Annotated in this window: 11 protein-coding genes; 9 read left to right on the forward strand and 2 right to left on the reverse strand. The window is 66.3% G+C overall.

Features of this window, described 5'->3' with window-relative positions:
* Positions 1–7: 7 nt before the first annotated feature.
* The 8 genes from AC1DYS_RS18825 (at position 8) to sctT (ending at position 8,749) form a co-directional block, all read left to right on the forward strand.
* On the forward strand, positions 8–1,159 hold the full coding sequence (locus AC1DYS_RS18825) for an esterase-like activity of phytase family protein (RefSeq protein WP_477901878.1): 1,152 nt from the start codon (positions 8–10) through the stop codon (positions 1,157–1,159).
* 143 nt (positions 1,160–1,302) lie between these two features.
* A complete protein-coding gene (locus tag AC1DYS_RS18830; RefSeq protein WP_477901880.1) occupies positions 1,303–1,722 on the forward strand; it encodes a hypothetical protein in 420 nt (139 codons plus the stop codon).
* 133 nt (positions 1,723–1,855) lie between these two features.
* Positions 1,856–2,521, forward strand: a complete 666-nt coding sequence (locus AC1DYS_RS18835) for an HD-GYP domain-containing protein (protein WP_477901882.1) — start codon at positions 1,856–1,858, stop codon at positions 2,519–2,521.
* A gap of 127 nt (positions 2,522–2,648) precedes the next feature.
* Positions 2,649–3,170 (forward strand): type III secretion protein, encoded by a 522-nt coding sequence (locus AC1DYS_RS18840; RefSeq protein ID WP_477901884.1) that lies wholly within the window; start codon positions 2,649–2,651, stop codon positions 3,168–3,170.
* 118 nt (positions 3,171–3,288) lie between these two features.
* On the forward strand, positions 3,289–4,299 hold the full coding sequence (locus AC1DYS_RS18845) for an FmdB family transcriptional regulator (RefSeq protein ID WP_477901886.1): 1,011 nt from the start codon (positions 3,289–3,291) through the stop codon (positions 4,297–4,299).
* 50 nt (positions 4,300–4,349) lie between these two features.
* Positions 4,350–5,963: a phage tail family protein gene (locus AC1DYS_RS18850; RefSeq protein ID WP_477901888.1), complete on the forward strand. Its 1,614-nt coding sequence runs from the start codon at positions 4,350–4,352 to the stop codon at positions 5,961–5,963.
* A 183-nt stretch (positions 5,964–6,146) separates the two neighbouring features.
* On the forward strand, positions 6,147–7,604 hold the full coding sequence (locus AC1DYS_RS18855; protein WP_477901890.1) for a pectate lyase family protein: 1,458 nt from the start codon (positions 6,147–6,149) through the stop codon (positions 7,602–7,604).
* Between the two features lie 323 nt (positions 7,605–7,927).
* Positions 7,928–8,749, forward strand: a complete 822-nt coding sequence (gene sctT, locus AC1DYS_RS18860) for a type III secretion system export apparatus subunit SctT (protein ID WP_477901892.1) — start codon at positions 7,928–7,930, stop codon at positions 8,747–8,749.
* Positions 8,750–8,876: 127 nt separating this feature from the next.
* Here the strand turns inward: sctT and AC1DYS_RS18865 are convergent, their stop codons facing one another.
* Complete coding sequence (locus tag AC1DYS_RS18865; protein ID WP_477901894.1) at positions 8,877–11,933, reverse strand: hypothetical protein; 3,057 nt, start codon at positions 11,931–11,933, stop codon at positions 8,877–8,879.
* 326 nt (positions 11,934–12,259) lie between these two features.
* Between AC1DYS_RS18865 and AC1DYS_RS18870 the strand changes: the two genes are divergently transcribed.
* The gene (locus AC1DYS_RS18870; protein ID WP_477901896.1) at positions 12,260–13,336 is read left to right on the forward strand and encodes an MBL fold metallo-hydrolase; all 1,077 of its coding nucleotides are present in this window, start codon (positions 12,260–12,262) and stop codon (positions 13,334–13,336) included.
* A gap of 164 nt (positions 13,337–13,500) precedes the next feature.
* Here AC1DYS_RS18870 and AC1DYS_RS18875 read toward each other — a convergent pair.
* Positions 13,501–14,083, reverse strand: a 583-nt coding sequence (locus AC1DYS_RS18875; RefSeq protein ID WP_477901898.1) for an alanine racemase, incomplete at its 5' end; no start/stop codon positions are given.

A 14,083-nucleotide genomic window follows, 5' to 3' on the forward strand; every position in this document is an offset into this window, starting at 1 on the left:
AACTGGGGTGTGGCTGCGCATCGCCGCGGTCACGCTCGGTCTGGTGTTGGCCGGCTGTGCCGGCACGCCGGGGCCTGCTGCGGTCACTGCTTCGGCAGGCCAGCCGCCCGCTGCTTCGTTCGCTCTGCGCTTGCTCGGCAGCGCGACCGTGGCTCGGCAACCCGAGGGCACGCTGCGTGATTTCGGCGGCATCTCGGGCATCGACCGCGACGCGGCGACCGGCGTCTGGTACCTGCTGAGCGACGACCGCTCGGCGCGGGCGCCGGCGCGCTTCTACACCGCCGCGATCGATCTCGATGCGTCGGGCATTCATTCGATCCGCGTGACCAGCGTCGTGCCGCTCCGGCAGGCCGATGGCAACGTCTTCCCGAATCAGCAGCAAGGCGGCGAGGTGCCGGACCCGGAGGCCTTGCGAATCGATCCGCTCGGCGGCGATCTCCTCTGGTCCAGCGAAGGCGACCGCAAGCGCGGGCTGAATCCCTTCGTGCGGCGCGCATCGCGCGAAGGCCGTTTCGTGGCCGAGCTGCCGCTGCCGGACAACCTGCGCGTTCACCCCGAAGCCGAGCGCGGCGTGCGCGACAACTTTGCCATCGAAGGCCTCGCCTTCACGCCCGATGCATCGGCGCTGTGGGTGTCGATGGAGGCACCGCTCTACGAAGATGGCCCAGTGCCGTCGCTGGAGCAGGGCGGCTTCACACGCTTCACCAAGATGGACCGGCAAGGGCGGGTGCTGGGCCAGTACGCGTATCCGGTGGAGCCGATCCCGCTGCCGCCCAGCGGCGGGCGCCGCCGCGCCGACAACGGCGTGAGCGAGATCCTGTCGACCGATGCAGGCACGCTGCTCGTCGTCGAGCGCTCGGGCCGCGAGGTGGAGGAGGGCGCCGCCTTCCGCTTCGCCATCCATGTCTACGAGGCGAGCGCTGCCGATGCCACCGACGTGAGCCGGACGGCGTCGCTGCAGAGAGGCGGCTTCACCGCCATGCGCAAGCGCCTGGTGCTCGACCTGTCCGCCGCGGGCATCGACACCGACAACATCGAGGGCGCTGCCTGGGGGCCGCGGCTGCCGAACGGCAACGCCACGCTGCTGCTGGTGTCCGACGACAACTTCCACCCGCAGCAGGTCAACCAGTTCCTGGCCTTCGAGGTGCAGCGCCGCTGAGCTGCGCAGGCGGCGTGCAGGTGCCCGGGCATTCGCACACCCGTCGGGCACTTCGCATGGCGCCGCGTCAGCGGGCACCTTGTGCAAAACACTGCTTCTAGGCGTCGCGCAGACCGCGCTTCGCAAGCCACCGGAAGCTCATCATGCACACCAGCGAAACAAGCCCCTCTCACGCACAGGCCGTGCTGCGGATGTTGTCATTGCAGCGGCAGGTCGGAAACGTCCAGGGCGCCTGGCCCTTCGGCGTCGAACTCACGCTGGCCTGGGGCCGGTTCGACATCGGCCAGATGGTGCTCACGCCCGGCATCGACGATTGCAGCCCGAAAGTCGTGGCCGAGGTGCTGCGCACCGGCACTCGGCCGGACCAGCCAGGGATCTGGTGCCTGCTGCGCCACCAAGGCCAGGCGCTGCCCAGCGTGCTGATCCGCGAAGACGCCCTCACGGCGGTCGTCGAGCCTGAGTTCTCGGACACGGAACACAGCGGCTGGTTGGCCGAGGCGGAGACATTCCTGCCGCCAAGCCAATCGCGCGGACACCGCTTCGGAGCCGCAGCGGCGCGCTGAAGAAGGACTTCGGGCAACAAAACTTCACCTTGAGGTTGGCTTCCCGTCACGAAATCATCAGTTGTTGGTCATGTGTTGGGGCGGTGGGCTTCCTAAACTGCCGCAACGATTGATTGGTTTGCCCGCCCCCGCAATGAACGCCGAAGCCGAAGCAGATGGCCATGGACTGCGCACAGCCTGGTTGACAGGCCTGTTGTGCGTGCCGCTCTGCCTGCCTGACGATCAGTCGCAGGCCATCGTCCAGGCGGCGTACACCCATGACATCGGCAAACAGTTCGTCGACGAGATGATCCTCGCCAAGCCTCGCGCTTTGGCCAGAGACGAGCGAGACCGCATGGAGCAGCACGCCGCGCTCGGTGCCTGGCTGCTGATGAACCAGGGCCACAGTGATCCGGACGCCAAGTCGGTGGATGTGGCGGTGGCGCTGTCGCACCACGAATGGTGGAACGGGATGGGCTATCCATTCGGCCTCGCCGGCCGTGCGATCCCGCAATGTGCGCGCATCGTGGCCGTGGCCGATGTCTTCGACGCCCTGGTCAGCGTGCGGCCCTACAAACCGGCCTGGTCGCAGGCCAACGCGCTCGACTACATCGAACGCGGTCGGGGCAAGCAGTTCGACCCCGAGTGCGTCGATGCGCTCGTTCAGGTGGCCTCCACCTTGCCCGTGGCCTGGCAGGAAATGGCGCAAGCCATGGGCACCGACAGCTTCTACGACATGCCGCCGCGCCGGTGCGCCGGTGGGCGGGCCCATCGCGAAAGCCGTTCCACGCCGTCGTGGGCGGGAGCCGCCCGGGCCTGAGACGGGTCGCGCCAAGCGGCGCTTCGCTTTTGCGGCGTGGCCTTCGCATGGCGAGCCTGGAGGCGTCAGCGGTGCAGGCAATCTGGCGGTGACGCCCGCACCTTCGCTGCGGGTCAGCGGATACCCCATGAGCACCATTCAAGGCCTGCGCACGCTGGTCAAACTCAAGCAGCGCCGCTTGGGGCAACTCGACGACGCCGTGAAGGCGGCGCAGCAGCAATTGCGTGGCCAGGTGAGCTCGCTCGGCCAGGTGCTCGACGAAGAAAAGAACTGCCGCGCGCAGGAAGAAGCCCAGCGTGACAAGCTGTTCAACACTTCGTCCAACAAGCAGGGCTTTCGTGCCAGTGACATCGTCACGCTGCAGCACCTGTTGAGCGATGCGACGCAGCGCACGGTGGCCGTCACCAAGCGGGTGGCGCAAGCCGAGCAGCAGGTGGAAGCGGCGCGCCAGCAGGTGCGCTCGGCGCAGCAGGCCCTGCAGCGTGGCGAGCAGCAGCTCGACAAATGCCGGCAACGCCTGAAGGCCGCGATGGACGAGATCGAGCGCTTCCAGGAAGACCAGCAGGACGAGGAGTCGGAAGAAGCCTCCGTCGCCCGCATGCTGGCGGCGGTCCGCGCGCAGGCCGTGGCGGACTCGATGGCGGCGTGAAAGGCTGCGGGCAAGCGCTCGGCCTCTTCGCGGCGAGCGGCGGTGCTTCGCATGCGCCGCGCCAACAGCGCATGCAGCCGGCACATTGAAGGTCTCCAACACCAGCCGAGCACGCATCATGTCCTTCTTGCCCATCTCGCCAGTGTTCGGCCTGGAAGAGCGCAGCGAAATGACGCCGATGCAGCAGTGGGCTGCCTCGCTGCAGGATGTGCCACAGCCTCAGTCGCTGCCGCAGTTGTCGCTGCAGCCGGCATCGCAGGCGCCTGGTGGCAATCTGATGAGCCAGCTCGGAACGCTGTTGCAGACGCTGGTGCCGCTGCTCCAGCAGCTGGTGTTCAGCCTCTCTCAGCAGCATGCGCCGCTGCTGAACAGCTTGTCCGGCTCGCCCTCGGCGATGGGCCCTTCGTCCATGGGCGCGCCGCAACCTCCCTCGATGGCGCCGCCCGTCTCTGCGCCACCGCCGTCGTTTGCGCCACCAGCCGCATCGCCATCGGCTGCGCCTTCACCGGTGCCATCGATGTCCACGCCGGCACCGGTGTCGTCAACGCAGCTGCCGGCCGCTCACAGCGTGAAAGAGGCTGCTGCTCGCACGCAGCCGCGGTTCGTGCCGGTACTGCGTGGCGACGAGCAGCAGAAAGACAGCCAGATCAAGACGCAGGCCGACTTCGGCCGTGCGGCGGATGAGGTGGCGCGCGAGTACGGGCTCGACCCGAACCTGTTCCGTGCGCAGCTGCAGTCGGAATCGAATGCGTTCAAGCAGGACTTCCGCAAGGCCATGCAGGCCGAAGGCGACCTCGACCGCTCGAGCGACAACAACACCTCCATCGGCCTGGGCCAGATCTCGCGCAAGTTCCTCGACGGGCGCGAGTGGTCCGATGGCGGGCCGGGCAACGCACGCGTCGGCTCGCAGGTGGTGAGCACCGAGCAGTACCTGAACAGCCCCACGGTGCAGCTGCGCATGGCCGCGTCCAACCTGACGCAGCGCATTGCCGATCACGGCGGCCTGGAGCAGGGCCTCGCGTACTACGTGTCCGGCAACGCCGACCCGAGCAACAGCCATGCGGCGCAGTACCTGGCCAACATCGAACAGGCGATGAGCGACCCGGCGGTCATCGGCCCCGGGCGCTGACGGGGCCAGCCCGGCGGATCCCGCCATTCATCTTCAACAGGAGCACGTGCATGTCTTCTCAGAGCCCGCGGGTCGAAAGGGACTCGACTGCCTTCTTCACGCCGCTGCGCGATCCCTCGGCCGACCCCTCGCAGTCCCGCAACGTGAAGCTGGGAGACATGCTGCGGCAAGGCGGCCCGCTGGACAGCGGCATGCGGCAACTGGGGTCCACGCTCTTCACCGGCGACGTGGACGAGCATGCCAACAGGGATACCTGCGGCGAACCGTTCGATTGGCGGCGATTGCAAAAGACCAAGGTCTTCGGCCAGGACGGCGAAAGCGGCCCCGCGGGCCTACCGACGAACCTGCGTCCGAAGCAAGACAACGGCGCCGGCCAGCCACACGACGGCGGCAAGCCAGGCAGCGGTCTGACCGAGCTGCGCGAGTGGGTGGCCGAAGAGGGCGCACCCAAGAAACCCGATGCCTTCAGCCCGAAGTTGAGCGACGGAAAACTGGAGTACTCCAAGGACGTTCGTCAGTTCGAGCGCAGGCGGACCAACGAGTGGTCGAACGAGAAGACCGGTGGGTCCACGCAGCCCGATGCGAAGACGCCGGATGCCACGCGCCGCAACACCGGGTTCACCCTTGACCGCACGACCGACCGCACGGATGAGCCAACGCGCAAGCGCGCTCCCCTCAGCGCCGAAACGCACTACGGCAACTACACGCCCGATCTCCGCGAGGGGCGCGCCAACGACGACGTCAAACGCAATACCTGGAAGAGCGGCCACGAAGACGTCAATCTCCTGAACGAGGGCAACGGCTCCTCGAAGACCAACGCCGGGCTGTGGACGGTGACCCAGGAAACCCAGCGCGGCGGCACCGCTGCTTTCGGCATGGGCATGCAGGGCGAGGCCGTCGATGTGATCAAGGCCGGCCCGGGCGAGCTGACCTTGCGCGCCAACGGTCTGTTCGGCATGGAGACGAGCGCGGGCGGCAAGTTCAGCCTGTCGCCTCAAGACGTCGAGCTGAGCGCCGGTGCCGAACTGCGCGCGGGCGCCTTTGGGGAAGCCGGATTCGGCTACCGGCCGGTGACGTGGGAGCCGAAGCTTTTCGGGGTGCCGATCGACCTGTCGCCCGAGCTGGAAGGCGCGGGCCGCGTCTTTGCCGGCGGCGAACTCGGTGGCGGCATCAAGGCGGGCTGGCGCCTGAAGGCCGACCCGACCACCGGCAAGATGGTTCCAGAAGCAGGCATCGAAGCCAAGGCCAACGCGTTTGCCGGCGGCAAGGCCGAAGGCGATGCCTCGGTCGGCGTGAGCGGCCTGGGCAAGGTTGGCGGCAGTGCCGCGGCGCTGGGTGGCGTCGGGGTGGAAGGGAAAGCCTCGCTCGGCGTGAAGCGGGAACCAGGCGGTCATCGCAAGCTGAAGTTCGAGCTCAAGGCTGGCGCGGCGCTGGGCGTGGGCGCGAGCTTTGGTGTCAAGGGCGAGATCGACCTCGAAGGCCTGTTGCGCTTTTTCGAGGGCGTGGGCAAGGCTGGCAAGAAAGTCGTCGACAAGGTGGGCGGGGCCTTCAAGGGTGCTGCCCGCAAGGTGAAGGATGGCGTGACCGGTGTTGCCAAGGCAATCGCCAAGACAGCCACGAATGCGGTCGACAAGGTGAAGTCCTTCTTCAGCAAGCTCTTCTGATCGCCAACTGGATGGCTGGATGGAGCCGAGACATCTCGGGCACGAGGCTCAAGCTGTGTGGTGGCATCAAACGTCGCTGCACTAGTCCATTGCATGCAGCGGCTGCCATAGGGACTTGGCCTAGCGCGGAAATCTCATGGATTGATGAGGGCTCCATCGGCGTTCCATCATGACTGGCGACACATGCGCACCTACGATGAAGCTTCCATTCTCGGAGTAGAACGTATGAGACAGCTTCTTCAATCGTCCTTGCAGCACCCCTCGATCGTGCGCCTCAGCCAGCTGGCGGTCGCGGCGGTGGCGCTGGTGGTGATTTCCGCTTGCGGCGGTGGCGCAGCAGGCGACGTGTCGGCGCCGTCTCAGTCTCAATCGGCGGCTGTTGACGAACCGGAGGAAGGGGCCGAAGTCGCTGTCGACCCAAGCGCGGAAGATGAATCCGAGTCCACTCGCGAGCACAGCCTTGCGGTGGTCAAGACCAGCAAAAAGCCGATCGGCTTTGCAGCTGGCGTCACGGGTGGCGCGGGCGGCGAGGTGGTTCGCGTCAAGACCGCCAAGGAGCTTGCGTATCAACTCTGCCGGAAAACATGGGACGGGTGCATCGACGACGAGCCGCGCGTGATCGAGATCGATTCCGTGATCGACCTGATTGCCGACAAACCAACCCTGTACGCGCCTGGGTGCACGGATTGGGACGTGGACCGCACGAAGAACCCGCCGGTGCGCCCGGCTGCGTGCCCACACCCCTACAAGAAAGAGGTCATGCTGATCGTCAGCCAGAACGAGGCACACCGCTGTGCAGGCGATCCCACGTTGAAAACCCATTCATACAAGGATGCGACCGGCCTGTTGGTGGGCTCCAACAAGACCATCATCGGGGTGGGAAGCAAAGCGGGCGTCAAAGGGCTCGGGTTCAAGCTGGACAAGGGCGTCAAGAACATCGTCATCCGGAACCTGTCGATCACGGACGTCAACTACGGAGAAGTCTTCGGCGGCGATGCCATCACGATATGGGGTGCGTCCGGCGTCTGGATCGACCACAACTACTTTGCCCGCGTCGGCCGCCAGATGATGGTGACCGGCTTTGGCAACGTCGACAAGGTGACCATCTCGAACAACGAGTTCGACGGCCGCACCGAGTACCGTTGTGATGGCAGCCACTACTGGAACTTCCTGCTGACGGCGCCGACGGGGAGCATGACGTGGGTCGGCAACTGGATTCACGACTTCTCCGGGCGTGCGCCGAGCCTGGGTGGCAACGCCTTCTATCACTTCGTCAACAACCTGTTCGAACGCACTCCGTCGAATGGACATGCCTTCGAAAATGGTCATGGGCCGGATGAAAGACTCAACAGTTTCATCGAGGGCAACTACTTCAAGAGTGTGAACGCCCCGGTGGGAGGGGTGGCCCCGTTGTTTGGCTTGTGGAAGCAAACCGCCGCAACCCGAAGCCAGTGCAACAACGCACTGGGACGACTGTGCAGCGGCAACATTGCAGAACCGATGCCGCAGCCCGATGCCATGCGCCAAGACTCGGCCGTCCTCGCAGCCGCAAAGAAGGTCAAGGCTGGCTTGGTCAAGCCTTATTCAGCGTCCAGCGTCGAAGCGACGGTGAAGGCCAATGCAGGAGTGGGCCGGATCTAGCGCAGTGCGGGTGAAGTGATAGAACTCGTCTGAGGCCCCACACACGCCAGTCGTTCAGGCTGGCGTGACGCGGGGCTGCCCAGACGTTTGACTGACCAGCACACCGAGCGGGAGCTTCGTGTGCTGGCCACGAGAAGAGCCCGATCCAGTCTCGGCGCCCGCGACGCCGGCAAGGAACCGCTGCACTTCGTTTCGTTGCGCAGCGCTGCGCGAAGGAGTGCAAGGCGCATCGCAGCAGCTGCGAAGCTCTGCGAATTCGCATCGACTCCGGCACTCGAGATGACTCAATCTGTTTGGAACGTTCAGGCGATGAGAGCCCGGGCATGAGCAACCCGTTTGCCGGGCCCGAGGCGCTGGTCCAACTCGGCGAATCGGCCAAGAGCCTGCTCACGCTGCTGGCCATGTGCAGCCTGCGCGCCTACGTGGCGATGCTGGTGTTGCCGGTCACCAATGACCAGGTGCTGCAGGGCGTGGTGCGCAACGGCCTGGCGCTGACCATCGGCATCTTCATCGCCATGGGCCAGCCGCTGGCAGTGGTGGAAAACATCTCCACGATCACCTTGCTGGCCATCCTCATCAAGGAAAGCCTGATCGGCTTGCTGCTGGGTTATGCCGTCTCGACCGTCTTCTGGATCGCCGAGGGCGTGGGCGTGCTGATCGACAACCAGGCCGGCTACAACAACGTGCAGCAGAGCAACCCGCTCAGCGGCGAGCAGAGCACGCCGGTGGGCAACCTGCTGTCCCAGCTGGCGATCTCGGGCTTCTACATGCTGGGCGGGTCGATGGCGCTGGTCGGGCTGATGTTCGAGTCCTTCCAATGGTGGCCGCTGGACCAGCTGATGCCGGGCTGGTCGCAGATGCTGGAGCGATTTCTGCAAGTGCAGGTTTCAAGCTACCTGCAAACCGTGGTGAAGATCGCCAGCGCCGTGGTGATGGTGCTGCTGCTGATCGACCTCGGCATCGGCCTCATCGCCAAGACAGCCGACAAGCTCGAGCCCAACAACCTGGCGCAGCCGATCAAGGGTGCGGTGGCGTTGCTGATGCTGGTGATGCTGGTGGCCGTGTTCTTCGAGCAGGTGCGCCCACAACTCGCGCTGCATGCGATGGCGCACGACCTGGCGGTCTGGCTGCAGCCGCAGCGCTGAACGACGCGGCGATCCGCCGCCCTTCGCGCTGATGCCAAACGCTTCGTTCGGCGCACACGTGTTGCAACCTTGCGTGCCGCCTCGGTGAGGCAGCCGCGAAGCCCGTCGCAGCTGGATGCGTCCGCGTCTACGCCACATCCAACCGGTTGTCGATGTGGCTGGCATCAGCGGCGTGCTGGCTGCTGAACTGGGCGATGAGGTTCAGGCCCAGGCTGCTCTGGGCGGACACGCGCTCGTAAGCGCGCAGCGAGTACGGCTGCACCGACGCGGGGTTGGCCCATTCGTCCTCGACGGCTTGCTTCGCGGCTTGGATGGCGGCGTGGATGGCGGCTTGTGACGACCCGATCGGTATCGGCACGGCGGCGTCGCCGCTCGCGCCGGCCCTGGCGGCTCGGTCGAGCATCCTCTGGGCAAGACGCTCCGTCGAGCGGTAGGCGTCGATGCGCTCGGCCGCTTCCGGGCGGATGGTGGAGCGGAACGCGAAGGTATGCGTCGGTCGGTTGTACGCGGACACATCATCGAGAAATCTTTGCAGCGTCCTGTGTTCGGTGTCCGCGGTGCGCGACGTGCCCGGCGATTCGAGGCGCGCCTGAACCCAGTCATCGCGGCGTGCCTTCACGTCTGCCAAGAAGCTGTCGAGATTCTGGTGCTCGGTTTCCTTGAACGAGATCTTGTGCAGGCGGCCATCCTGGTACACCGCCTCGCGGCGCTCGGCGCTGCCCGTCACGAACAGGTCCGCGCTGATGCCGACGATCGTTGTGTCGGTGTTCCCTGACGACAGCTTCACCGGCCCCGTGTCGACGCTCGGGCCGGCCGACAGGCGGGCGCCCAAGCCGCCTCGCACACCCCAGCCGGCGATGTGCCGCTCGACCTGCATGCTGCCCGAGGCATCTTCGTAGTGGCGGATGACGCCGCGCTGCGCCTCGACCGCAGCGCCAGCGCTGACCCCGGCGCGCATCCCGAAGCCTTGCACCGCGGCCACGCCTTCGCCGGTGATGCCATGCCGCTTGCGCTCGTCGCCGGCCTCGCCGATCTGGTTGACGGTGAGCTTCGGAAAGTCCTGCAAGAGTTGCTTGAGCAAGGGCTCCTGTGCTTGCCCGGCCTCGGCTGCTGTGCCATCCAATAGCTTGTCCACCAACAGCGCGAACTCGGTACGCAGCTCGCTGACGGGGCGGCCGATGCGCGGCAGGCGAAGCGTCACGCCCTTGAGGTCGGCCGACTCGCTGCCATAGGCCGTGAGGTCCACGTTTCCGCCGGCCTTCACGACGGCCAGGTCGGGTCCGACGAAGGCGCCCACGCCGAACTGGACCGCGTGCTGCCGCTGCGTTGCGATCATCACCTCCATGTCGTAAGGCGGCATCGCGATCTCGAAGACCGCCTGGCGGCCCCACTGCTTGCGGGCATCGACCCGGCCGCGCAGCAGGAAGCCGCTCGCCAGCGACGACACCGTCGCTGTCAGGTTGCGCAAGCCCACGCCGACGATGCCGCCGCTGGACAGGCGCAACCGAGACGAGCCCTCGATGTTGGCGACGATGTGCTTGAGCGCACCGCGTATGCCCTCGCGGCTCACTTGCCGCAGGCGCGTGTCGTGCCCGTGGACTTCGTGATGGGCCTTCTCGAGCTCGCCGGCGATCGCATCGGCCCAGAGCGGCCGGGGCTCGGCGCAGCCCCAGGGCAACGAATCGTGGGTCTTCAGCGCGTCACCGAGCCAGGTGCCGAGTTGCTCCATGCTCATGGGCGTCGAGGCCAGGGTTTCGAACTGCGGCAGGCTCTTCAGCTGAGCCAGCAGGCTCGGCGCGTGATCGTCTTGTGGGCGGCCGCCGGCTTCGGCCAGCAGGCCCGCGAGGCGGCTGGCGATGTCGTCGATCGCGGCGGCGTTGAACTGCTTGCCGTCGAGCCGCGTGCCGGCCTCGGCGGCCAGGCAGTGGTCGAACACGGCTGCGCGGAACAGCTCCTGTGGCACCTGAGCCGGTCCCGCGGCGCGTGCCAGTGGCGCGAGCTGGACCAGTTGTGCGCGCAGCTCGGTGGCCGCCTTGCGCAAGGACGCATCGAACGCCGTGCGGTGCCGGCCGATGGCCGTGCCCCGGTCCACCTGCTGGGCGCCGTGGCGCAGCGCGCGAAATGCCGACTTGCCCTTGATCGGGTTGCGCAGCTGCAGCGTCTTGTCGCCGGCTGCATGCGCGATCCACTGCCCCATCTTCATGATGCGGGCGTTGAGGGCAGCGAAGGCGCTGCCCGGCCCGGTGTCGAACATGTCGTTTCGCACCGCGTTGAGCGTCCAGTCGTTCGGGTGCGCTCCCGCCTGCACGTTGCCCGCCAGGCGTGCTGCCGCGCGGTCGATCGCATCGCCCAGCAGTGCGGTCGGCGGGTTGCTGCTCGCCAACATGGCTGAGGGTGTCGCGAGCGAGGGATCGCGGTCTGCGGTGGCCAAAGCGGTTTTCAACAGCAGGGCGAAGTCGCTTTCGACTGCTGCTGCGACGGGCTCGCCGAATACGGCCTGCAGAACCTTCATGCCGCTCGGCGTGTTGCCAAGTTCCATGGCAGCGCGCCATGCGTCTGCCTCGCCGGGCCGCGTGGTGGGCGCCTCTCGGTGCTGCCACGCAGCAACGACGTCGCCTACCGGGTCGAGCCGGCGCAGTGCCGCCAGGGCAGCGAGCGAGCGGGTTGCGTCCGCGCCGGTGGCGAGCGCCAAAGACTGCGCGATCAGCACCGCTGGCATGCCGGGCAAGCCCACCGGCGCGGCGCTGGCAGCGAGCGGCACGAGGCCCTGCAGTGCCTGCCGAAGCATCGCCTTTGAAATCGTGACCTGGTTGACTCCACCGAACTGGTTCTCGACCAGTCCATGCACGCCGGCTGTGCCTTGCTTCATGGCGTCGATCAGCGGGTGCGTGGCCAAGCCCGAGTTGGCCGCGGCGGAGTCGACGTAAGCGGTGACCAGCGCCGTCTCGGAGCGCGCCGGGCTGGGTGTCACGGCCGTGAGCGGGCTGGCACTCGGGCTTGCAGTGGCCGCGGGCAGCTCCGTTCGCGGCGCCATCTCGGTGTCGTTCGGCGGCGTGGCGCGTGGGGGCAGGGCACTGGGGCGCACACCCGTGTCGCGCTTGTTGGCGCTGTGCTGATGTTGGGAGACCGGGGTCTCCATGGTGTAGCGATGCAGCCCAAGGCTGTGGCGAATTCGATCGAGCATGTTGGTGTGTTCCTTTGCCACGGATCATTCAATCCGGGCAGAGGAACGCCTCCGGAAACGACGAAGACGCGGGCCGGTATGCGAAAGAAATGGCGATCGAACTACGCGTTCGCATATCTGTTTTTCGCGTGTGGGTCTGGCGGGTAGTTTGTGTTCGTGCTGATGAGCAAGGGGATGTCTCGCTCGCGCTTCAGGGGTCTCGATGCCGGTGCGTGCGGTGACGCCCGGACAACGAATCCACGAACTGCTCCTGCGCAAGCACATAGACTTTGTCTGACGGCAAGCGCAACACGGCTGTCTCGCCCAATTCACAAAAGGAACTCCTCATGGCCCTGCGCTTCGGCTTGGTTGGCTGTTGTCTGGTCGTCGCCGGCTGCGCTGGCGGCTCTGGCGATTGCAGTTCGCCCTACGCCAGTTCACCGCAGTTCAAGGGTTGCCTCTTCGTCAATCCCCCCAACCCCTCGGCGCTGCCGAGAGCCAGCGCCTGGACCATCTGGACTCGCTTCATTTTCGGCACCAAGGTGGGCACGGTGCCCGTTGATCCGATCCCGGTTCGGCCGCTGACGACGGCCCAGCTCGAGGCGTTGGACCCGCAGGCCAACCAGGTGGTGCGCTTGGGTCACTCGTCGCACCTGCTGAAGCTGCGAGGCAAGTTCTGGCTGATCGACCCGGTGTTCGGCGAGCGCGTGTCGCCATTCAGCTTCGCGGGGCCGAAGCGCTTCCATGCGCCGCCGCTGACCCTGCAGGAGTTACCGCCGATCGAGGGCCTGATCCTGTCGCACGATCACTACGACCACCTCGACGTGCCCACCATCGAGTACCTGGCCCAGCGAGTGCAGCGCTTTTTCGTGCCGTTGGGCGTGAAGGCTTGGCTGGTGGACATGGGGGTGCCGGCTGAACGCGTGCAGGAGTTCGACTGGTGGCAGGGCGCATCACATGCTGGCGTGCAACTCACCGCCACGCCGGCGCAGCACTTCTCGGGCCGCAGCCTGACCGACCGCAACCGCACCTTGTGGGCATCGTGGGTGATCCAGAGCGGCGAGCAGCGCATTTTCTACAGCGGCGACTCGGGGTACTCCGGCGGCTTCAAGCAGATCGCGGACCGCTTCGGTGGCTTCGACTTGGCGCTGATGGAGAACGGTGCCTATGACGCCAACTGGCCGGACGTGCACATGACGCCGGAGGAGACCATTCAGGCCTTCCAGGACCTGCGCGCCAAGGCCCTGTACTCGGTCCACAACAGCACGTTCGACCTCGCCTTCCATACCTGGCGCGACCCCTTGGACCGGCTCGCCAATCTGGCGGCGGCGAAAGGCATCGAACTGGCCACACCCGAGATCGGCGAGATCATGACTGTGGGCCAGCCCCGCAGCAACAAACGCTGGTGGCAGGCTTTGAAGTAGTGGGTCTTTGCTTTGACGGACCCACAGGGGCGTGACGGACGAGCCTGCCGCAAATCGTGCCGTTCCATCGACAGGCTCACCCCCATTGCGGCGGACGTGCAGCCTGTCGCAACCGGCCCATGTGCGGATTGCGAACGTCTTCGAAAGTGCCGGCTGATGGGTGCCTATGCTTGGACCCCACTTCGCGGCCAGACGTTCGGCGAAGCTGCTTGATTGAGCACCGCGGGCTGGGGGACGGCCGGGTCCTCGTGGTGCTCCATGTGGATGCGGCCGGCGAGCTTGGTCTGGGTTTCGGAAGGGTTGGTGTCGTACATGTTGCCGAAGTGATCGGGCGTGATGCCGTCACCCATCAGCGTGACCTTGGTTCCTGGCTTCAGGAACTCCGGGGGGATGTTGGTCACGTCGATGGTGGTCATGTCCATCGAAGTGGCGCCGACCAGCGGGGCCTTGAACTGCCCGCCCACGAGCACGTAGGCCTTGGCCGGCTCTTCTCCAGGGCGGTTGCCGGCGGCGATGCGCGGCACGCCGTCGGCATAGCCGATGGGAATCGTGGCGACTTGCATGGGCTGCTTGGCGGTGAACTTCAGGCCGTAGCCGATGGCGTCCGATTCGGACAGCTCACGCACCTGGGCAATCTTCGAGGTCAGCGTCAGCACCTGGCGCAGCGGGTTGCTGTCGGCATCGAACGGGGCCTGGCCGTGGAAGGTGGCGCCCATGCGCACCATGTCCTTGTGGTATTCGTTGCTG

It is taken from the genome of Rhizobacter sp. P2_G4 (assembly GCF_056403575.1).

Bases quoted from the DNA above. Each gene is read 5' to 3' on its own strand.
- AC1DYS_RS18830 (WP_477901880.1), top strand. From the start codon at position 1,303: ATGCACACCAGCGAAACAAGCCCCTCTCACGCACAGGCCGTGCTGCGG.
- AC1DYS_RS18835 (WP_477901882.1), top strand. From the start codon at position 1,856: ATGAACGCCGAAGCCGAAGCAGATGGCCATGGACTGCGCACAGCCTGG.
- AC1DYS_RS18840 (WP_477901884.1), top strand. From the start codon at position 2,649: ATGAGCACCATTCAAGGCCTGCGCACGCTGGTCAAACTCAAGCAGCGC.
- AC1DYS_RS18845 (WP_477901886.1), top strand. From the start codon at position 3,289: ATGTCCTTCTTGCCCATCTCGCCAGTGTTCGGCCTGGAAGAGCGCAGC.
- AC1DYS_RS18850 (WP_477901888.1), top strand. From the start codon at position 4,350: ATGTCTTCTCAGAGCCCGCGGGTCGAAAGGGACTCGACTGCCTTCTTC.
- AC1DYS_RS18855 (WP_477901890.1), top strand. From the start codon at position 6,147: ATGCGCACCTACGATGAAGCTTCCATTCTCGGAGTAGAACGTATGAGA.
- sctT (WP_477901892.1), top strand. From the start codon at position 7,928: ATGAGCAACCCGTTTGCCGGGCCCGAGGCGCTGGTCCAACTCGGCGAA.
- AC1DYS_RS18865 (WP_477901894.1), bottom strand. From the start codon at position 11,933: ATGCTCGATCGAATTCGCCACAGCCTTGGGCTGCATCGCTACACCATG.
- AC1DYS_RS18870 (WP_477901896.1), top strand. From the start codon at position 12,260: ATGGCCCTGCGCTTCGGCTTGGTTGGCTGTTGTCTGGTCGTCGCCGGC.